Source organism: Bacillus sp. FSL W8-1202, assembly GCF_038006165.1.
In the GTDB taxonomy this organism is placed as follows: Bacteria; Bacillota; Bacilli; order Bacillales; family Bacillaceae; genus Bacillus; species Bacillus subtilis.
On the sequence record NZ_JBBOUR010000001.1, the window covers coordinates 2,375,297 to 2,394,764 of the forward strand.

Annotated in this window: 21 protein-coding genes and 2 pseudogenes; 10 read left to right on the forward strand and 13 right to left on the reverse strand. The window is 38.7% G+C overall.

Annotated features, from left to right (window positions below; all coding sequences use genetic code 11):
* Positions 1-47: 47 nt before the first annotated feature.
* From NSQ09_RS12355 to NSQ09_RS12365, 3 genes are all read right to left on the reverse strand, one after another.
* Positions 48-776, reverse strand: coding sequence for a hypothetical protein (locus NSQ09_RS12355; protein WP_041056212.1), 729 nt, complete (start codon positions 774-776; stop codon positions 48-50).
* A 91-nt stretch (positions 777-867) separates the two neighbouring features.
* Positions 868-1,107, reverse strand: a complete 240-nt coding sequence (locus NSQ09_RS12360) for a YolD-like family protein (protein ID WP_072557209.1) — start codon at positions 1,105-1,107, stop codon at positions 868-870.
* Between the two features lie 351 nt (positions 1,108-1,458).
* The gene (locus tag NSQ09_RS12365; RefSeq protein ID WP_128422176.1) at positions 1,459-1,662 is read right to left on the reverse strand and encodes a hypothetical protein; all 204 of its coding nucleotides are present in this window, start codon (positions 1,660-1,662) and stop codon (positions 1,459-1,461) included.
* 85 nt (positions 1,663-1,747) lie between these two features.
* On the opposite strand from NSQ09_RS12365, the pseudogene NSQ09_RS12370 reads away from it, so the two are divergent.
* Positions 1,748-1,857 (forward strand): annotated as a pseudogene (locus NSQ09_RS12370) (peptidoglycan-binding domain-containing protein); the annotation flags it as partial.
* Positions 1,858-1,902: 45 nt separating this feature from the next.
* Here the strand turns inward: NSQ09_RS12370 and NSQ09_RS12375 are convergent.
* From NSQ09_RS12375 to NSQ09_RS12385, 3 genes and pseudogenes are all read right to left on the reverse strand, one after another.
* Complete coding sequence (locus NSQ09_RS12375) at positions 1,903-2,418, reverse strand: hypothetical protein (protein ID WP_014476481.1); 516 nt, start codon at positions 2,416-2,418, stop codon at positions 1,903-1,905.
* A 128-nt stretch (positions 2,419-2,546) separates the two neighbouring features.
* Positions 2,547-2,747, reverse strand: a complete 201-nt coding sequence (locus NSQ09_RS12380) for a hypothetical protein (protein WP_015715692.1) — start codon at positions 2,745-2,747, stop codon at positions 2,547-2,549.
* A gap of 399 nt (positions 2,748-3,146) precedes the next feature.
* Positions 3,147-3,442: pseudogene (locus tag NSQ09_RS12385) on the reverse strand (contact-dependent growth inhibition system immunity protein).
* Positions 3,443-3,874: 432 nt separating this feature from the next.
* Between NSQ09_RS12385 and NSQ09_RS12390 the strand changes: the two are divergent.
* Both NSQ09_RS12390 and NSQ09_RS12395 read left to right on the forward strand, forming a co-directional pair.
* Positions 3,875-4,192, forward strand: a complete 318-nt coding sequence (locus tag NSQ09_RS12390) for a putative quinol monooxygenase (protein ID WP_072692634.1) — start codon at positions 3,875-3,877, stop codon at positions 4,190-4,192.
* Between the two features lie 236 nt (positions 4,193-4,428).
* A complete protein-coding gene (locus NSQ09_RS12395; RefSeq protein ID WP_041351642.1) occupies positions 4,429-5,184 on the forward strand; it encodes an SDR family oxidoreductase in 756 nt (251 codons plus the stop codon).
* 149 nt (positions 5,185-5,333) lie between these two features.
* Here the strand turns inward: NSQ09_RS12395 and NSQ09_RS12400 are convergent, their stop codons facing one another.
* A complete protein-coding gene (locus NSQ09_RS12400) occupies positions 5,334-5,681 on the reverse strand; it encodes an Ig-like domain-containing protein (protein WP_003232839.1) in 348 nt (115 codons plus the stop codon).
* Between the two features lie 556 nt (positions 5,682-6,237).
* On the opposite strand from NSQ09_RS12400, the gene manR reads away from it, so the two are divergent.
* The 5 genes from manR to NSQ09_RS12425 all read left to right on the forward strand — a co-directional run bounded on the left by manR (position 6,238) and on the right by NSQ09_RS12425 (position 13,280).
* A complete protein-coding gene (manR, locus tag NSQ09_RS12405) occupies positions 6,238-8,184 on the forward strand; it encodes a mannose transport/utilization transcriptional regulator ManR (protein ID WP_341031540.1) in 1,947 nt (648 codons plus the stop codon).
* A 147-nt stretch (positions 8,185-8,331) separates the two neighbouring features.
* Positions 8,332-10,284, forward strand: a complete 1,953-nt coding sequence (gene manP, locus NSQ09_RS12410; RefSeq protein ID WP_341031542.1) for a PTS mannose transporter subunit IIABC — start codon at positions 8,332-8,334, stop codon at positions 10,282-10,284.
* 14 nt (positions 10,285-10,298) lie between these two features.
* A complete protein-coding gene (gene manA, locus NSQ09_RS12415; RefSeq protein ID WP_341031545.1) occupies positions 10,299-11,246 on the forward strand; it encodes a mannose-6-phosphate isomerase, class I in 948 nt (315 codons plus the stop codon).
* Positions 11,247-11,415: 169 nt separating this feature from the next.
* A complete protein-coding gene (locus NSQ09_RS12420; protein WP_080265340.1) occupies positions 11,416-11,898 on the forward strand; it encodes a YjdF family protein in 483 nt (160 codons plus the stop codon).
* A 134-nt stretch (positions 11,899-12,032) separates the two neighbouring features.
* A complete protein-coding gene (locus NSQ09_RS12425; protein WP_031600262.1) occupies positions 12,033-13,280 on the forward strand; it encodes an IS256-like element ISBsu2 family transposase in 1,248 nt (415 codons plus the stop codon).
* A gap of 40 nt (positions 13,281-13,320) precedes the next feature.
* Here the strand turns inward: NSQ09_RS12425 and NSQ09_RS12430 are convergent, their stop codons facing one another.
* Both NSQ09_RS12430 and NSQ09_RS12435 read right to left on the reverse strand, forming a co-directional pair.
* Positions 13,321-13,827 carry a GNAT family N-acetyltransferase gene (locus tag NSQ09_RS12430; RefSeq protein ID WP_029317642.1) on the reverse strand — a complete coding sequence of 169 codons (507 nt, stop codon included), beginning with the start codon at positions 13,825-13,827 and terminating at the stop codon, positions 13,321-13,323.
* Between the two features lie 218 nt (positions 13,828-14,045).
* On the reverse strand, positions 14,046-14,441 hold the full coding sequence (locus NSQ09_RS12435) for a hypothetical protein (RefSeq protein ID WP_009967031.1): 396 nt from the start codon (positions 14,439-14,441) through the stop codon (positions 14,046-14,048).
* A gap of 228 nt (positions 14,442-14,669) precedes the next feature.
* Here NSQ09_RS12435 and ybaK point away from each other — a divergent pair, with 228 nt between their 5' ends.
* Positions 14,670-15,149, forward strand: coding sequence for a Cys-tRNA(Pro) deacylase (ybaK, locus tag NSQ09_RS12440; RefSeq protein WP_041850956.1), 480 nt, complete (start codon positions 14,670-14,672; stop codon positions 15,147-15,149).
* 39 nt (positions 15,150-15,188) lie between these two features.
* Here ybaK and NSQ09_RS12445 read toward each other — a convergent pair whose 3' ends face one another.
* From NSQ09_RS12445 to cotT, 4 genes are all read right to left on the reverse strand, one after another.
* Positions 15,189-15,383, reverse strand: coding sequence for a DUF4177 domain-containing protein (locus NSQ09_RS12445; RefSeq protein ID WP_003232825.1), 195 nt, complete (start codon positions 15,381-15,383; stop codon positions 15,189-15,191).
* A gap of 131 nt (positions 15,384-15,514) precedes the next feature.
* On the reverse strand, positions 15,515-15,844 hold the full coding sequence (locus NSQ09_RS12450) for a YjdJ family protein (RefSeq protein WP_003232822.1): 330 nt from the start codon (positions 15,842-15,844) through the stop codon (positions 15,515-15,517).
* Positions 15,845-16,461: 617 nt separating this feature from the next.
* Entirely contained in the window at positions 16,462-17,451 is a 990-nt protein-coding gene (gene cyoE, locus NSQ09_RS12455; protein WP_072692652.1) for a heme o synthase, read from the reverse strand.
* A 122-nt stretch (positions 17,452-17,573) separates the two neighbouring features.
* Entirely contained in the window at positions 17,574-17,801 is a 228-nt protein-coding gene (gene cotT, locus NSQ09_RS12460; RefSeq protein WP_341031549.1) for a spore coat protein CotT, read from the reverse strand.
* Positions 17,802-18,054: 253 nt separating this feature from the next.
* Here cotT and pdaC point away from each other — a divergent pair, with 253 nt between their 5' ends.
* On the forward strand, positions 18,055-19,458 hold the full coding sequence (pdaC, locus tag NSQ09_RS12465; RefSeq protein WP_003245023.1) for a peptidoglycan-N-acetylmuramic acid deacetylase PdaC: 1,404 nt from the start codon (positions 18,055-18,057) through the stop codon (positions 19,456-19,458).
* Positions 19,459-19,468 lie beyond the last annotated feature (10 nt).

Consider the following 19,468-nt stretch of genomic DNA (forward strand, 5'->3'; position numbering starts at 1 on the left):
AACGGGGGTCAGTCCCATAAGAGCAGGGTTTTATTTTTTATACATGCCTATTTTTTATCTAAACTTGCAACTACATCTTTAATATAGCTAGCAAACTCTTCGTTAGTTACCTTTCTATGGCGGCCATCATAAGTTGCTGAGTTTCTGTTATATAGAGAATATTTCGGGAAAATTACAAACGAACCACCGTTAATCATTCTTGTCACAATACGAGTGGTATCTGGCATTTTTATTTCTCGGCCATCTTCATCATATCCTAAAAAACCTTCTTCCCATAATGAGCGGTCTTCATATTCTCCAGAGGTTAATTCAAGAACTTCTTCTCCGTTGAAATGCACAGACCAATGAAGTTCGCTCTCATCGATAAGCTGATGAGTATTAGTTTCTTCATCTTGCTGATCTTCATATACTTTACTACGGTTAAACGAGCTAGTATCTAGTCTAAAATACCACCATTCAGGATTTTCTCCAATTGGATGGAAAGATAATTTTGTAGGATTTACTATTAAAACATTACCGCTAAAGTTTAATTCTATACGTCCATCTTCAGAAGAAAAAACAGAATCTGTTAGATCATCCCCGCCACCTGCTGGCATAAAAGTATGATTATCAGCTTCACTACTCCCTATCTTATGTAATATTCGAACTATATGACTTCGGTCAGTAATTGTCATTTGAGAAGTAGGCACACCATCAAATATTTTAGAGATAAGGTCTTTCCATAAAACTAAGTGTTTTGCTTTTGTTTCTTGATACTTCTCTTCATATTCTTTCATAATTGCCCCCAAAGGTTTTATAAAATATTAATTGTTTTCTAAATAATGATAATTATTCCATAGGATGTGATTATTATCAAGATGTATTCTGTTAGTAAAGATTCTTTACGTTTGTAATATCAGACAATTTAATTAAATTTGTATCACCTTTTAAATCCTTCACATGAAACTTCTGTTTCACTTCGTTTATGAAATGGACATGTCCTGTTATTTCTTCTATAAAGCCATCTCTGTATACAGTGATGACCAGAAGCGAGTTAAATTCCATGGCTTCGCAAATAGTGCGTGCCATTTCCTCGAGCAGGTATTCATCGAGAATGGGTTTTTCGATTTTCTTAACTTCTCTCTCTTTCTGTTTAAAAGGGCAGCCCTTTGCTCAGGCAATATGAATTTTTGTTCCCATCTCTTGTCGTAAATTCCTTGACTCATTCTGATCATCTCCTTGGATAAATTATATGCGAACAAACGTTCCTTAATTAACGGAGAAAATAATGGAATATCAAGACTGTAGTGTAATCCTAATTAGAAAAAGAATCGGTAAGTTATAATGCTATTTGGGGACAGATGGGGACGAATTGGGGACCAACTTGTTCATTTTTAGTCAAAACAGAAGATTTTTTATCAGAAACATTTGTCAGAAAACCCTATAAAATAAGGTTTCGAAATGAAACATACGTTCGTATCAGAACATAATCGCTACCTTGACAGGGTAGCGATCGCTGGTTCGAGCCCAGTCGGAATTATAGCTTAAACCCTTGTGCAGCAAGGGTTTTTTACTTTGCTTTAATAAAGCAGGTTTATCAAATTCGCGAGTTGTTGGCGAACTTTTCTCTCCAAACAAACATAAGGTTTTTAAAATTTTCTGTTTCCATGGAACTTTTGTCATTTACACTTTCTGTATAAAGATGTTCTACGACCGTTTTATCTTTTTTTATATATGCAATGGTGGTGTTTAATTGAATCTCATATTCTACGGATCAAAAATCGCAAACGCGGTTAAACGGTTCCAACTGATGAATGGTTAAAAGCTAACGGTATTTATGGACCTAAGACTAAAGCGAAACTTGAAGCGAAATTATAAAAAATTAAACCCCTTCTGTTGTAGAAGGGGTTTAAAATTCATTTATCAATTTTCTTGTGGAGCAATCTTTGCCACTGGAGCACCACAGAGTAGGAAGAATGCAAATACTGCTGGTGGGGAAACTGCTAAACCTATAGTTCCTAGAAATCCTACAACAGTCAACCAATCTCCGTTTTGAATGGCTTTTTGAACTTGATTTAAAGCACCTTTACTTAAGTTAAGTGCATCTTCTAAACATCCTTGAACACTATTGATTTTGACATCGGTATAATTATATTCCTTATTCATATAATTAGCGAAAGCAATCATGCCCTCTTTTTGAGCTGGAGGATAAGGAGCTTTTTCAAGCTCGTCCTCATTGACTGTATATCCCGTCTCTTTGTCAAAAACTAAAATTTTAGTAAAGATGTACTCAACTTCTGCAACAGATTTTTCAATTTGTTCTTCAGTTAAGCCATCTAAACCGTCCTCCGGATTCAATTGTGTTGCTGAAGCTGCTGGTGCAATTGTGGCAATAGCAAGAAAGAAAATCGACGCCAGAAAAAACAATCTTTTCAACATGTGTGAACTCCCCCTTTTTTGAAATGGTAAAGCAATTCAATAGTAACATACATTTTTTCAAGAAAAAGGGAGTTTTATTTAGAATTAAACAAATTAGACATAATAAGTCAAATATCGACAGAAGATTGTTACCACAAGTGCAAAGCAAGAAACGAAAGTGCCCATGCAAATATCCCGAACATTACAAAGAATCTAAGAAAAGTTTCGTATTTTGTAAGTTTTCGTTCTTTTTTTGTTTTACCTAATCTCCAGTAAAGGGCATAGCCGGAGAATAATAAAATTATTTGTCCCAGTTGAGACACGGACTCTAAAAACTCTATACCATTCATTGATTTCACCTCTTATTTAATTATCGCAGACGGAAAAACCGTTTCCAACAGTTATATAAAAATTGAGCAATCCGTAATATGTCTAATGGTATATGAAATGATGTTTCCCTTATCCAGCAGACCATAAGTGTATAGTGGTAGCAGCGTTACTCGGGGTTAAGCGGGCATGTGCAAGCCAGCTTAATGTTAGAATATAATCGCTACCTTGTGACAGGGGGAGAGGCCCCTGGTTTGAGACCAGTCGAAATCATAGCTTAAACCCTTGCGTAACAAGGGTTTTTTATTTAGTTATATTTGTTAGCTTTGTGTCTACATAGGGACGAATTGAGGACGAAAATTTTTTTGCTGATTAAGAAGTGAATTCAAAATCAGCCCTATTTTTATGCTAGGTTTAATGGATTATAAGGTTTCAATATTCTTTTCTATTATTTGAATAACTTGTTCGAGCCATACTAATGGAGATACTCCGTAACTAAGAATGTCCACTCCGTCAGCAGCTTCATCTATAAAATCATTCTTGTCTTCATCCAAATAATCACTGTAAAATCTTTTAATGCTACTATATCAGTTTTTTGCTCTTCTTTTGGAATCTCTTCTAAGTATTCGTCCAGTGCTGACTCTGGAGTTTCTATATCTTGATGAAATATACCTCCTAGAAAATGAAATACAGGTTCAGATAAGTTTGTATCTATCATGATATCATCTCGTTGGCTAGCCAGTTAATATAAAGATACCTTTTCAATAAATTTTAGCAATTGTTAAAACAGTAATTGTATCTTCTCCCTTGGCTATTTCTCTTCTTAAATCTTCATTTCCTTTATAGGAGTATAAAGGCTTGTTCTTATCACAATTTAACCATTTTTCTATCTAACTGTAAATTAAGAGTACTATTAACAGCTCTTTCTGTAGTGCTTTATTTTTAAATGATGATGAACTGGAAATCTTCTTGTTACTCATTTTGCTTTTAGCTAGTCTTTGAATCAGTTCTTCGTCGGTTCCCATACCCCCACGACTAAGTCTTTAACACCAAATATAGTACCGTCAATCGCATTCATTACTCTACTATTACCCCTTAAATCGCTGCCTTAATGTCGGGGGTTGTTTTTATTTTTCAAGAAAATGTTATAATGAAAAGCCATAAAATGATGGGAGGGGAAATTTCGATGCATTACATAACGGCATGTTTAAAAATCATCAGTGATAAAGACCTTAATGAGATAATGAAGGAATTCAAAAAACTTGAGGAAGAAACGAACAAAGAAGAGGGTTGTATTACATTCCATGCTTATCCGCTTGAGCCATCAGAACGTAAAATAATGCTTTGGGAGATTTGGGAAAACGAAGAAGCTGTGAAAACCCATTTCACGAAAAAACACACAATAGACGTTCAAAAACAAGAATTAACGGAAGTAGAATGGTTAATGAAAAGCAATGTGAATGATTGAAAGGCTCTTTAAAAAGAGACATTCAATGACTTAGTATCAGCCACTTGTGACTAAGTAGTAAATTGTTGTCCAACTCTTATTTTTTCTATTTAATATTTTTTGAGACGAAAATGTTTTTTAAAGCTGATTTTAAAATGTATTCAAAGTCAGCTCTGTTTGATTTAATGGATTATATTCTTTGGATAACTTGTTACCATCATAATGGAGATACTCCGTATAAATTGGAGGTTAAAATAATGAGTCATTCTCAAGAAAAAATTGCACTAATTACAGGAGCAAGCAGTCAAGGGGATATTGGTACGGCTATTTGTCGTAAGTTAGCCTCACAGGGTATACATATCTTCTTTACTCACTGGAATTCTGATACGGCCTGGATAGAAGAATTTCAACAAGAAATTTTACGTATGGGTGTCCGCTGTGAGGCAATGAAAATTGATTTATCAGATGCACATGCTGCATTCACAATACATGAAAAAATTTCAGATAAATTAGGATATCCTTCCATCCTTATTAATAATGCAGCTCATTCCGCAAGTGATAATTATGTATCGTTAGATGCTAAATCACTTGATGAGCATTATGCGGTTAATATGAGATCGAATTTTCTTCTTTGTGTTGAATTCGCCCGTCGGTTTAAAAAATCTAATTTAATATCAGGAAGAATCATCAATATGACATCAGGGCAGGATTTTGGTCCTTTGCCTGGGGAGTTAGCGTATGCAGCTACTAAAGGAGCTATTTCTGCCTTTACTAGGTCGTTATCACAAGAACTTGCACCATTGGGCATCACTGTTAACGCTGTAAACCCAGGTCCAACAGATTCTACATGGATGACAGATGAAATAAGAAATTTTCTTTCACCTAAATTTCCAATGGGGCGTATTGGCACACCAGATGATGCGGCACGAATGATTGCCTTTCTTGCAAGTGATGAGGCTGAATGGATAACGGGACAAATTATTCATTCAGAAGGTGGATTTATTCGGGGCTAAGCTAATGAAACACGATATACACCAATGTATGATGTATTCCCAAAACTAAATCTAAACTTGAAGCGAAAATAAGGTCCCTTCTCTTTTTAGAGGGGGACCTTATTTTATTCATGCATGTTTTGCATCCAGAAAATCTGGCGGATAAGAGATTAATAAACCGTTACATATACTTTTCCGAATACTGCAGTACCTTTAAACAAAGTAATCGTGGCTTTCCCTTTTGATTTAGCCGTCACTAAACCATTTTGATCGACTTCAGCAACTTTTTGGTTATCAGTCCAATAACGAGTAGCTGAATTATTTTTAACAGAATAGGTTTCTCCAACTTTTAGAGGTAAATTATAGTCTTGAATCTTGATAACATGTGTAGGTGAAATAGAAATGTTCTTTACTTCAGTAGGTGTGGAGTTTATTTCATGAGCTGAAGCTACCCCGCTGACCGACAGAGCTAACGCAGAAATCGATAAAGCAGAAACAACAGTTTTTTTGAAATTCATTTTGAAACACTCCTTTAAAGTTTTTTGTCTTGCACTATAACAATTCAGCAAAAGTAATTATTTTCCTTGTAAATAAATGTTAATAATATGTGAACGATCAACTGATTTGAGCTAATACTATTGAGTGCCCTGCACAGAGTTTGTATTTATCATTGAAAATGGGTGAGAGAGAATGGCCATCCTTAAAATGTTAATAAAACACATTTGATGGGGTTATTAGTTTGTTGAGCGTGTGGAAATTTTGTTTGTTATCTGCACTTTATCCCCGAAGATACCAAATCACTTTTCTTCATCATGTTCTTACTTTCGTACTCATACATTAGAAAATCTTCGTTCTAAATAGGTGAAGAATTGGAGTATTTTTATGAATTTCTGCTGAATATACATTACATAGCAAACTCAAAGAGTATAAAAATCGCTTTTTTCCGGAAGCTTCGGTAAAAAACAAAACTTTTGTCTCTATGATTTTATTTTATAATGTAAACGGTTTCTTATATAGTATACTTATACTATCAATTTGCTCAAGTAGATACTGACAGGAAGGATAGAAAAACAGATGGAATACATAAATACAAGACAAAAAGAGATTTTGTATCTGTTGTTATCTGAACCTGATGACTATTTAGTTGTGCAAGATTTCGCAGATAGGGTACAGTGTTCTGAAAAAACAATCCGGAATGATTTGAAAGTGATCGAGGATTATCTCAATGAGCATTCTCATGCACAGCTTATTCGAAAACCAGGGTTGGGCGTTTATTTACATATAGAAGAACAGGAAAGGACCTGGCTAAGCCAACAATTATATACTGAACATTTTTCTTCTAGGCAGCGGAGCGATGAAGAAAGAATGCTGCACATTGCTTATGACTTATTAATGAATCCGAAGCCTGTTTCCGCAAAAGACATTGCCGCTCGGCATTTTGTCAATCGATCTTCCATTAAAAAGGATTTATACGCAGTAGAAGAGTGGCTGAAGCGTTTTGATCTCACACTGGTTTCTAGGCAGCGGCTTGGATTAAAGGTTGAAGGGAACGAAAGAAATAAAAGAAAGGCATTGGCAAGAATATCTGATTTGATCCACAATACAGCGTTTACCAGCCAATTTATTAAAAGTAAGTTTTTACATTATGAAGTAGACTTTGTGACGAAAGAAATCAAATCATTGCAAAAAAAGCATTCCCTCTATTTCACAGACGAAACGTTTGAAAGTTTGTTGCTGCATACATTGTTAATGGTCCGCCGCATCAAAATGAAGCAGCCGATTTCATTGTCCCCAAAAGAAATGGCGGCAGTAAAAAAGAAGAAAGAATATCAATGGACATTTGCTTGTTTACAGCGGCTTGAACCGGTTTTTGCAATTCGCTTCCCTGAAGAAGAAGCCGTGTACTTAACATTACATATATTGGGCGGTAAGGTTCGTTATCCATTGCAGACAGAAGAGAACCTTGAAAATGCTGTGCTTCCTAAGGTTGTAGGGCATTTAATCAATCGTGTTTCAGAGCTGAAAATGATGGATTTTCACAAGGATCAGGATTTGATCAATGGTTTGAACATTCATCTCAATACTGTGCTACAACGGCTGAGCTACGATCTTTCTGTAGCAAATCCTATGCTCAATGACATCAAAAAGATGTACCCTTATTTGTTCCACCTCATCATTGATGTTTTGGAAGATATCAATCAAACTTTTGATCTTCATATTCCTGAGGAAGAGGCAGCATATTTGACATTGCATTTTCAGGCAGCGATCGAACGGATGCAGTGCAGCAGCGAGACACATAAAAAGGCGATTATCGTCTGCCACATGGGGATTGGGATGTCACAATTGCTGCGGACAAAAATTGAACGGAAATGTCATCAAATCGCTGTAATGGCCTGTATTGCAAAGGCCGATTTAAAGGATTATATCAAAAAGCATGAGGATATTGATCTTGTCATATCCACCATTGCGCTGGAGAATATAACGGTTCCCCATATTGTTGTGTCTCCGCTTTTAGAGCCTGGCGAAGAGAAGAAATTAAGTGCGTTTATACGTCAGCTGGGCGAATCACACCGCCAAAAACAAAAAACGTTTCAAATGCTGAACAATACGACTCCTTTTTTGGTTTTTTTGCAGCAGGAGGCGGAGCATCGCTACAAGTTAATCGAACAGCTGGCGACAGCTTTGTTTGAGAAAGGCTATGTTGATAAGGACTATGCGGTTCATGCGGTGATGAGGGAAAAAATGTCGGCGACAAATATTGGATCAGGCATTGCCATTCCTCATGCAAACGCTAAATTTATTAAACAATCAGCAATCGCGATTGCCACATTAAAGGAGCCGCTTGAATGGGGAAATGAAAAAGTTTCGCTCGTTTTTATGCTGGCTGTCAAACACGAGGATCAAACCATGACAAAGCAGCTGTTTAGCGAGCTTTCATATCTTAGCGAGCAGCCGGCCTTCGTCCAGAAGCTGACGAAAGAAGCCAATGTCATGACATTTTTATCTCATTTGGATTATTAAAAGCAGGGATTATTCCTTGCTTTTTTTTGTTATAGGGAAAAATGCCTTTATTTCCGGAACCTATGGTAAAAAAAGCGATTTTTAAGTGCTGATTTCGGTATACAGTTGAGACAAGATCTTATTATTCACACTTTAAGGAGGTTTCCTATGAAACTGTTAGCGATTACATCTTGTCCGAATGGAATCGCCCATACGTATATGGCAGCGGAAAATCTGCAAAAAGCTGCTGACAGACTGGGCGTTAGCATCAAAGTTGAGACCCAGGGGGGAATTGGTGTCGAAAATAAGCTAACCGAAGAGGAAATTCGCGAAGCGGACGCAATCATTATTGCTGCAGACCGTTCGGTAAACAAAGACCGGTTTATAGGCAAAAAACTGCTGTCTGTGGGGGTACAGGACGGTATCCGCAAACCGGAAGAATTGATTCAAAAAGCTCTTAACGGGGATATACCGGTCTATCGTTCCGCTACAAAATCGGAATCCGTCAATCATCAGGAGAAGAAACAAAATCCAATTTACCGTCATTTAATGAACGGCGTTTCATTTATGGTTCCTTTCATTGTTGTCGGCGGATTATTGATAGCGGTTGCATTAACGCTTGGAGGGGAGAAAACACCTAAAGGCTTAGTTATTCCGGATGATTCCTTCTGGAAAACGATTGAACAGATCGGCAGTGCTTCATTTTCATTTATGATTCCGATTTTAGCCGGCTATATCGCCTATAGCATCGCTGATAAACCGGGACTTGTGCCAGGGATGATCGGCGGTTATATTGCGGCGACTGGAAGTTTTTATGACAGCGCAAGCGGCGCCGGATTCCTCGGGGGGATTATTGCCGGGTTTTTGGCTGGATACGCGGCACTTTGGATCAAAAAATTAAAAGTTCCAAAAGCAATCCAGCCGATTATGCCGATTATTATTATTCCGGTGTTTGCATCACTAATTGTAGGTTTAGCGTTTGTGTTTTTGATCGGCGCGCCTGTAGCTCAAATTTTCGCCTCTTTAACAGTTTGGCTGGCGGGGATGAAAGGGTCGAGCTCGATCCTTCTGGCATTGATTTTAGGGGCGATGATCTCATTTGATATGGGCGGTCCCGTAAATAAGGTGGCGTTTCTGTTTGGATCAGCAATGATTGGAGAAGGAAATTATGAAATTATGGGACCAATTGCTGTCGCCATTTGTATCCCCCCGATTGGCCTTGGCGTTGCGACGTTTTTAGGAAAAAGAAAATTCGAGGCATCTCAAAGAGAAATGGGGAAAGCGGCATTTACGATGGGTCTCTTCGGCATTACTGAAGGAGCGATTCCATTTGCGGCGCAGGACCCTCTGCGCGTTATTCCAAGTATTATGGCAGGCTCAATGACAGGTTCTGTGATAGCCATGATTGGCAATGTGGGAGACAGAGTGGCACACGGCGGACCTATCGTTGCAGTGCTTGGCGCAGTTGATCATGTCTTGATGTTTTTTATTGCTGTGATTGCAGGATCTCTTGTCACTGCTCTGTTCGTCAATGTACTAAAAAAGGATATTACGGCGTCTCCTGTGCTCAGTGAAACTGCACCGACCTCCGCGCCAAGTGAAGCTGCGGCAGCAAATGAAATAAAGCAGCCAATTCAAAGCCAAAAAGCTGAGATGTCGGAATTTAAAAAACTGACAGACATTATCAGCCCGGAATTAATTGAACCAAATTTATCGGGGGAAACGAGGGATGACATCATAGATGAATTGATTCAGAAATTGTCCCGAAGAGGTGCGCTGCTTTCAGAGAGCGGATTTAAACAAGCCATTTTGAATCGTGAACAACAGGGAACAACGGCGATTGGCATGAATATCGCGATTCCGCACGGAAAGTCTGAGGCGGTCAGGGAGCCGAGTGTTGCCTTTGGGATCAAACGATCAGGCGTTGATTGGAATAGCCTGGATGGATCAGAAGCTAAATTAATCTTTATGATTGCTGTACCGAAAGAGAGCGGGGGAAACCAGCATCTCAAAATACTGCAGATGCTATCTCGAAAGCTAATGGATGACAATTATAGGGAGCGGCTGCTCTCCGTGCAAACAACAGAAGAAGCATACAAGCTGCTAGAAGAAATCGAATAAAGCGGGGGATTTTCATGACGACTGAACCGTTATTTTTCAAGCCTGTTTTCAAAGAAAGAATTTGGGGCGGGACCGCTTTAGCTGATTTTGGCTATACCATTCCGTCACAACGAACAGGAGAGTGCTGGGCTTTTGCCGCGCATCAAAATGGTCAAAGCGTTGTTCAAAACGGAATGTATAAGGGGTTCACGCTCAGCGAATTATGGGAACATCATAGACATTTATTCGGACAGCTTGAAGGGGACCGTTTCCCTCTGCTTACAAAAATATTAGATGCTGACCAGGACTTATCTGTTCAGGTGCATCCAAATGATGAATATGCCAACATACATGAAAACGGTGAGCTTGGAAAAACAGAATGCTGGTACATTATTGATTGCCAAAAAGATGCCGAGATTATTTATGGCCACAATGCAACAACAAAGGAAGAACTAACTGCCATGATAGAGCGTGGAGAATGGGATGAGCTCTTGCGCCGTGTAAAGGTAAAGCCGGGGGATTTTTTCTATGTGCCAAGCGGTACTGTTCATGCGATTGGAAAAGGAATTCTTGCTTTGGAGACGCAGCAGAATTCAGACACAACCTACAGATTATATGATTATGACCGAAAAGATGCAGAAGGCAAGCTGCGCGAGCTTCATCTGAAAAAGAGCATCGAAGTGATAGAGGTCCCGTCTATTCCAGAACGGCATACAGTTCACCATGAACAAATTGAGGATTTGCTTACAACGACATTGGTTGAATGCGCTTACTTTTCGGTGGGGAAATGGAACTTATCAGGATCAGCAAGCTTAAAGCAGCAAAAACCATTCCTTCTTATCAGTGTGATTGAAGGGGAGGGCCGTATGAACTCTGGTGAGTATGTCTATCCTTTCAAAAAAGGAGATCATATGTTGCTGCCTTACGGTCTTGGAGAATTTAAACTCGAAGGATATGCAGAATGTATCGTCTCCCATCTGTAACATGGCAGGGCTTGAGAAATAAATTTGCGAGTGAAGACGCCTATTCTCCAGCAATGATCAAAATAAAATAAGAGTTTAATAGTTGGAGAAGAAATGTTACACTCTTTTCTGTATATGGTAAAGAATGAAAAAACACGATTCGGTTGGTAGTCCGGATGCATGATTGAGAATGTCAGTAACCTTCCCCTCCTCGGGATGTCCATCATTCTTTAATATCTTTTATGAGGAGGGAATCGTTATGAAATTAACGATTTACTACGATGGTCAGTTTTGGGTAGGCGTTGTTGAAGTTGTGGACAATGGAAAGCTAAGAGCCTTTCGGCATCTTTTTGGCAAAGAGCCGAGGGATTCTGAAGTATTAGAGTTTGTTCATAACCAACTCCTGAATATGTTGGCCCAAGCTGAGCAGGAAGGAGTTCGTTTACAAGGCAGACGTCAAAAAAAGATCAATCCAAAAAGATTGCAGCGCCAGGTTTCAAAAGAGTTAAAAAACGCCGGAGTAGCTTCTAAAGCTCAAGAGGCGATAAAGCTAGAGCTTGAAGCAAGAAAGCAAAAGAAAAAACAAATAATGAAAGAACAACGAGAACGTGTAAAAGAGCAAAGGTATATGCTCAAAAAGCAAAAAGCGAAAAAGAAGCACAGAGGTAAATAATCCAAACAAAAGCAGGCGCAGTGCCTGCTTTTGTAATTGGGAGTGTAATATTAACTGTGTAAGTAAGGAATGCGTACGGTTCCTTACTCACACAGTTTTTTATTTGATAGAATAATAAGTATAAAGCTAAAGGAGTGGTTTCAGTGGGGAAATTGAAAAGAGATCCGAACTCCGTAGAATTAGCTAACAAGATTATCGAACAGTATCAGCCTAAATCAGTAGAAGATATGCAAGAAGCATTAAAAGACATATTTGGTCCCATGTTTGAGTCAATGCTAAAAGGTGAAATGAATCACCATTTGGGCTATGAATCCAATGACAAGGGAGAAAAAGAAACAAGAAATAGAAGAAATGGATATGGCAAAAAGATCGTGAAAACAACGGCAGGAGAAGTTGAAATTGCAGTCCCCCGTGATCGTGATGGTTCATTTGAACCGCAGTTGATTCCAAAGCGTAAAAGAGATGTATCCTCTATAGAGGATAAGGTCATTTCGATGTATGCCAGAGGAATGTCACAACGAGACATTTCTTCCACGATAGAAGACATCTATGGCTTTTCTGTATCTCATGAAATGGTATCCGACATTACGGATACTGTACTTCCTAATTTAGAAGAGTGGCAAAATCGTCCCTTAAGTAACTGTTACCCTTTTGTGTTTGTCGATTGTCTTTACACAACCATTCGTAATGACTATGAAACGAAGAAGTATGCCGTTTACACAATACTAGGATATACCATAGAAGGTAAAAAGGACATTCTAGGTTTGTGGTTGAATGAAACGGAAAGTAAACATAAATGGATGCAAATTTTTGATGAAATCAAATCTCGTGGTGTAGAAGATATCTTCTTTCTCTCAATGGATGGCGTTAGTGGTCTGGAAGAAGGAGCACGTGCGATTTTTCCTGATGTGACCGTACAGAGATGTATTGTTCATTTAATTCGAAATTCGATTAAGTATATACCAAGTAAAGACTACAAGCCTTTTACTGCTGCCTTAAAGAAAGTGTATGGAGCTCCAAGCCTTAAGGCTTGTCACAGTGCATTTGAATCTTTTGAAAAGCAGTGGTCTACGTACCCTGGAGCTGTAGACGTATGGAAACGAAACTTTTCTCATGTGGAACAACTTTTCGATTATGGTGGTAATATTCGTAAAATCATGTACACTACAAATGCCGTTGAAAGTATCCACTCTAGCTTTCGAAAAGTCACGAAAAAAGGAGCATTCCCCCATGAGAATGCCCTATTAAAAATATTGTTTTTACGAACAAAAGAATTAGAAAAGAAATGGGATGGTGGACGCATCCAGCAATGGGCTATGGTCATGAATCAACTATTAGTTCATGACCACCTAAAGGAACGTGTGAAGAAATATCTAGAATAACTTACACACTTTTCTTGACAAGCCCTTGTAATTAAGGACTCTACTTTGTAACATATATCCAATGTTTATACTCCGCTGATTTATGATTCAATATAAACCCTAACTTCTCCAAGGTTTTTTGTGAGCCTAGATTATCATGTTCGCATCTTGCGGTGATCCGGTTTACTGTTTCTTGGCTTAATGCCCAGTTTATTAGTTTTTGGGCGGCTTCCACACAATAACCTTTGCGGCGATGACTTTTATTTGTTGCAAAACCGATTTCAATCATGCCATTTTCGTCTGGGTCACCTAAAAATCCAGTTCCCCCAACAATTTCATGACTGTCCTTCTTTACAATAATCCATGAATCAAATCCTTTTGTTCCATTGTTTTTGACTAAAATCTCGCGGAAATAAGGTATCGCTTCAAAAAAATCAGAATTTGGCCATTCACCATTTGTTTCATAACCTAAGTCTTTGATAGCCTGATGATCTAGTTTAGACGCGGCGTCAAGAAGGGGAATATCAATCGTTTTTAAACGTAATCGATTCGTTTCAAGGAGAACCATATATCTAATCCTCTTTTCTTTTTACTGGGAATAATGATAACATATAACAATTTTCTCTGATACCTTGGCAGTAGAGAAAGATGAAAAAATTGAGGGGGATTGAAAGAGTGACAGGTGAGAGTTTGCCCAGCCCAAAAACGGGTAGGAAAATGCTGATGTTAATGTGTCCCTACCCGTTTTTCTGTTCCTGAATGCAGGGTTTCTGATAACATGTTGTGCTACCTTTTCGCAATCAAATAAAGCGATATGGCTCTTTGGGTTTGCACAGGATTATGAATGATAATGACCCATTGGTTTCTTCGTCTTGGAAAGCTTGCTACCGCATACAATGGAGCAGTATCGCGCGGAGTGAACCCACCATTTATCACGTTGATATCTCTTCCTTCAAGATGACAAACTAAGTATTCACCTGGATTGATGACCTGTTGGTTCGTCCATGCGTAAGAATAAAAGCCGTCTCCAAGATCTTCGGTGGAAGATGGGGGGACAAAGCCATCTACAGTCAATGTGATTTCTCTTCTTCGCTGTCTTTCTGAAAAGTCTGGACTTCTTTGAGGGTTATGAGTATGTGAAAAGTAAGGAATTAACGCAGGGCCATAAAAGTAATGATACAAAGCAACCACTCCTTTATTTTCCATTCATACAAATTGTATGTGGGAGTTATTTGTTCATTCCTGTTTTGTTCCATGTAGACTAATAATGGGCTATAGGCGTCCAAGGAAATCAATTTGTCCTTTCGTTGATTCAATGCTAGTAACCTTGAAAATGCAGGTTAGGATGATAGAATTTACATATTACTGCAAGAAGTTAGACATACATCATTTTGATAGTGGGTGAAAACAATGGCGAAAAAAATGGCAAAAACAAATGCGGTTCGTCTGATAGAACAGCAGAACATCTCTTATGAGGTATTAGGGTATAAAACAGACGGCCAGCCGGTAGATGGCATCTCTGTTGCGGAAAAAATCGGTTATCCTTTGAAATATGTATATAAAACGTTGGTTGCAGCAGCAGGAACAAATCATTATTATGTCTTTGTTGTACCCGTTGCAGAAGAGTTAGATGTAAAAAAGGCAGCAAAGGTGACAGGGGAAAAGAAAATAGAAATGATTGCAATGAAGGAGCTGTTAGCGGTAACTGGCTATCTTCGCGGCGGCTGCTCGCCAATTGGCATGAAAAAATTGTTCCCGACCTATATTGATGCATCTGCAGAAACGCTTGATTTTATTATTGTCAGTGCAGGGAAAATCGGTATGCAGCTAAAGTTGGCGCCACAAGATTTAGCCAAATCATGTGATGCCGCATTTGCAGAAATTGTATAGATGCAGATATAGGGGAACGAAAAAGCTTAGTCATATCGATTAAGCTTTTTCCGCATCCCTTTCAAATATGATTTCAAAATAAGCAGCTGCCCCATACCCATCTATACTGGGAGCGAAAATCTGAACGAATCTCCAGCCTCTTTTCGCATAATCATGGATGATTTGCTGGTAGTCTTCTTTAGGCCTTCTTCTCATCGTGCTCAGCTCAACTCTTACGAATTCATATTCTTTCATCGTTTGATCCCTCCTATTAAGGTATACGTAAAATGGAGCGAGAAGTTCCGAAAACCTATGTTAAGGTCTGCCTCACTAAACACAGGAACATCTTGAAGAGTTAAGGGGCTATAAAAACGAATTTCACCGGGTCAGCAGTCCAAATGAATCTCTTGCTTATTGCATTTGACTGAGTATATAAGTAAAAAAAGAGCGGCCAGAACATATAAGAAGGAGATGATCATTAACGCACTCATAACAGGGTAGTGTTTAGCGGAGTAGATGAAAAAATCAAGCTGTGAAATTTGTTTGGGGCTGCTGACGGCATCAATTCCATTTAGCAGTTTTGAGAGTTTAGCAGTATAGTTCCAATCAAATCGATCTGAAACAAGCTCGCTTCCTTGATACCAATTAACAGCAGCTAAAAACAGAAATACCATAATAGAAAATCCAAGCTGAACAACTAAAAATATTCCCTTCACTTTTGTATGACCTCCAAATCTATGAATATGGGAAAATCAAACAATATATTACCACCCTATGGGTTATTCTTGCAATTTCACTTCCATACAACTCAAACGCAAGTCTATTTTTTTGTTTGTTTTTGGCTTATAATACCTGATGATGGAAAAAGAGTGCGGGTTTATAGATTAGAGAAACAAATGTATTTCTTAGCATTTTTTATTTGTGGAGAGAGTATAGAAGCATTCGATTAGATCTGCTTTTTCACTGAAACGGTTTTCATCTGTTTGCCTGAGCTTTACAATTGGCTGGCAAAAAAACAATGATTTCTTTCAATCAAAACATGCAACGATGCGACACATTTTATATCTTGATGACTTATCTCTGCCTTTAAGTCATCCTATCGAGAAAGCGATGGTATTTTATGAACAAAGAAACCCTAAAAAACATACTCATGATTTTTTCAATATGCGCAACCCTCCGAGAAACCGATGGTATGCGCATAGCTGATAGCTGGATTTTGAGTGAGATTATACGATTTTTGATTTGCATGGCTGTGTTTTTTGCCATGACATTTCTATTAGATGCTGTTTTTCCAAACAAAAAAGAGTCACATTAATGTGTGGCTCTTTTTGCATCATCTGATCAGAAACATCATAAATGAATCGATCATCATGATGAAGAACAGCAAGCAAAAATAAATAAGTGAGTAGACAAACATATCCTTTGCCCACTTCACGTCATCGTCTGTTTTGAATCCTTTGATGCTTTTTTTGATCCATATGCCTCCGAGAACCAAGGCGGCTAAGAAATAAAATGGGCTTATATGGCCGGTGCCGAGAGAGAAAGGAAATAATAGCGTGACCGGCACCAGGACGGCAATATATTGCATCATTTTTATTTTTGTTACATGATTTCCTTTGACTACTGGCAAGAGCGGAACGCCAGCAGCACGATATTCCTCTTTGCGTCTTATCCCAATCGCCCAAAAATGCGGCGGCTGCCACAGAAACATAATCGTGTACAACAGCACTGCTGTCATACTGAAGTCACCGGTTACGGCACAATACCCCATCAATGGCGGCGCAGCTCCTGGGAAGCTCCCGACAAATGTGCTCCACACAGACGTTCGTTTCACCCATACCGTATAGATGATCGCATAAAAAATAAAGGCGGCCAGTCCGAGATAGGCCGTTAATGGATTGAGGGAATAAAGCATGGCAAGGCCTGCGATCCCTAAAACAGAGCCATATGTTAAGATCATGGCTGGCGGCATTTTCCCTGTGACCGAGGCCCTGCTGCGAGTGCGTGCCATTTTTGCGTCCATATGCCGATCAAAATAGTTGTTATAGACAGTGCCGGAAGCCATCACAAACGCGGTTCCCAACATTGCTGTTACCATTGTCATCAAAAAAGCCAAGCCGGTTAACGTTTTTTCTGCGCTTGCAAACGCGATCCAAAACCCGCCGAAGGCTGCTATCGAGTTTGATATGATAATGCCCGGCTTTGCAAGTTTGATAAAATCGTAAATGGTTACCCGGTTCGAAGCTTTTATGTATTTTGTTTCAGATATGGCTGCAGAATCTCTTGTATTCTCCAAAAATAGACGCCTCCCCCAAAACTGCATGCTTTTGTTATCGTAACAAGAGGGGGACAGAATCACAATTATTTCCTATATTTGTCATGATATTGTCATTTTTAAAACAAAAAAATGGGGAGCTGGACTGCCCCCATTTTGATATGCTGCGACTAGTAACCGTAACCTCCGCCATATCCTCCGCCATAACCGCCGCCGTAACCGTGCCAAGGGTAGTAAGGCGGTCGCGGGCGCGGATAAAACGGGTAGAACGGATAATACGGTCTTGGATAATAATAAGGCGGATAAAATGGCGGTCTCGGACGCGGATAATAATAAGGCTGTCTTTCATCATAAGGGGTAATTTGTTCAAATGACTGTTCATTCAAAGGGTAATCCAAGAGGAAAACCTCCCTAGCTTTTTTTATTCCTTTTACCATATTCCTGATGCTTAAGTTGGGTGTATGTACATTCATGAAATTCGGTTTTTTTTATGATGAAATTCCTTAAAAAGGATTGACATGAACTTCTAAATCTCATAGTATTACAAATGTGAAATAAATGTTACTACAATGTTACAAAAACATTTCTAAATAGATACAGTTCCAACTGATGAAGAGTAAATCGAAATGGCTACGAAAGAAGGAGTTTTTGTTGTTGGCAAAAAGAATCAAATGGTTTCATGTATTAATAGCAGTTGTATGTGTGGTGGGCCTTATCGGCTTTTTCCATAATCATTCATTGAAAAAAGAAACGGTCATGAATAAAGTAAGAACTGATTCTCAATATGGGAATGTTGAGATCGCAACGCTTGTGAATGACGGGAAAACTTTTAATTACGCGGTTAACTATCCCGTTTTCAAAAATGAAAAAATGGATTCGGCATTAAAAAGATTCGCAGAAAAAGAGGTTCGTCAATTTCAAAAGGAAACAAAAGACGTTGACCAAGAGCATACGACAAAACGCAACGAATTAAATGTTGATTATAAAATTGTCCATTATGCCAAACAGACAGTGGCGATTGTATTTAATGAATATAAATACATCGGCGGGGCACACGGGCAAACCGTGAAAAAAACGTTTAACTATGATTTTAGTAAACAAGCGTTTCTTTCCATTGATGATATTTTCAAAGAGGACGCTGACTACTTACATAAGCTTTCGTTAATCGCTTATCACGAGCTGAAAAAGAATAAGGACATTGCCGCGGACGATGCACTGTTAAAGGAAGGGACGGCTCCGAAAAAAGAAAATTTCAGCCGCTTTGCCATCAAGGAGGATTATATCGAACTTTACTTTGACACATATCAGGTTGCAGCAGGCTATCTTGGAGAGCAATCGATTGCCATTAAGAAAAGTCTTTTGAAAGACATTCTGAAAGAACAATATATTGATAAAGCAAAAAATAAAAATAAAATCAAAGAACAAAAGCCGAAGCATGAAGTGATTTCTTTACCCAAAGAGGAAACGGTTGATCCAAATCAAAAAGTCATTGCGCTTACTTTCGACGATGGCCCGAATCCTGCGACAACAAATCAGATTCTAGACTCCTTGAAGAAATATAAGGGTCATGCCACGTTTTTTGTTTTGGGGAGCAGGGTTCAATATTATCCGGAAACGCTAATAAGAATGCTGAAAGAAGGAAATGAGGTGGGGAACCATTCATGGAGCCATCCGCTTCTCACAAGGCTTTCAGTGAAAGAAGCTTTAAAGCAGATCAATGATACGCAAGACATCATTGAAAAAATAAGCGGATACCGTCCGACGCTTGTAAGACCCCCATACGGCGGCATTAATGATGAACTGCGGAGTCAAATGAAAATGGATGTTGCGTTATGGGATGTTGACCCGGAAGATTGGAAAGACCGTAACAAAAAAACAATTGTTGACCGTGTCATGAATCAGGCGGGAGATGGAAGAACCATTTTGATTCACGATATTTACCGCACCTCTGCTGATGCGGCCGATGAAATTATAAAAAAGCTCACCGATCAAGGCTATCAATTGGTGACAGTTTCTCAGCTTGAAGAGGTTAAAAAACAAAGAGAAGCGAAATAAATTAAAAAAG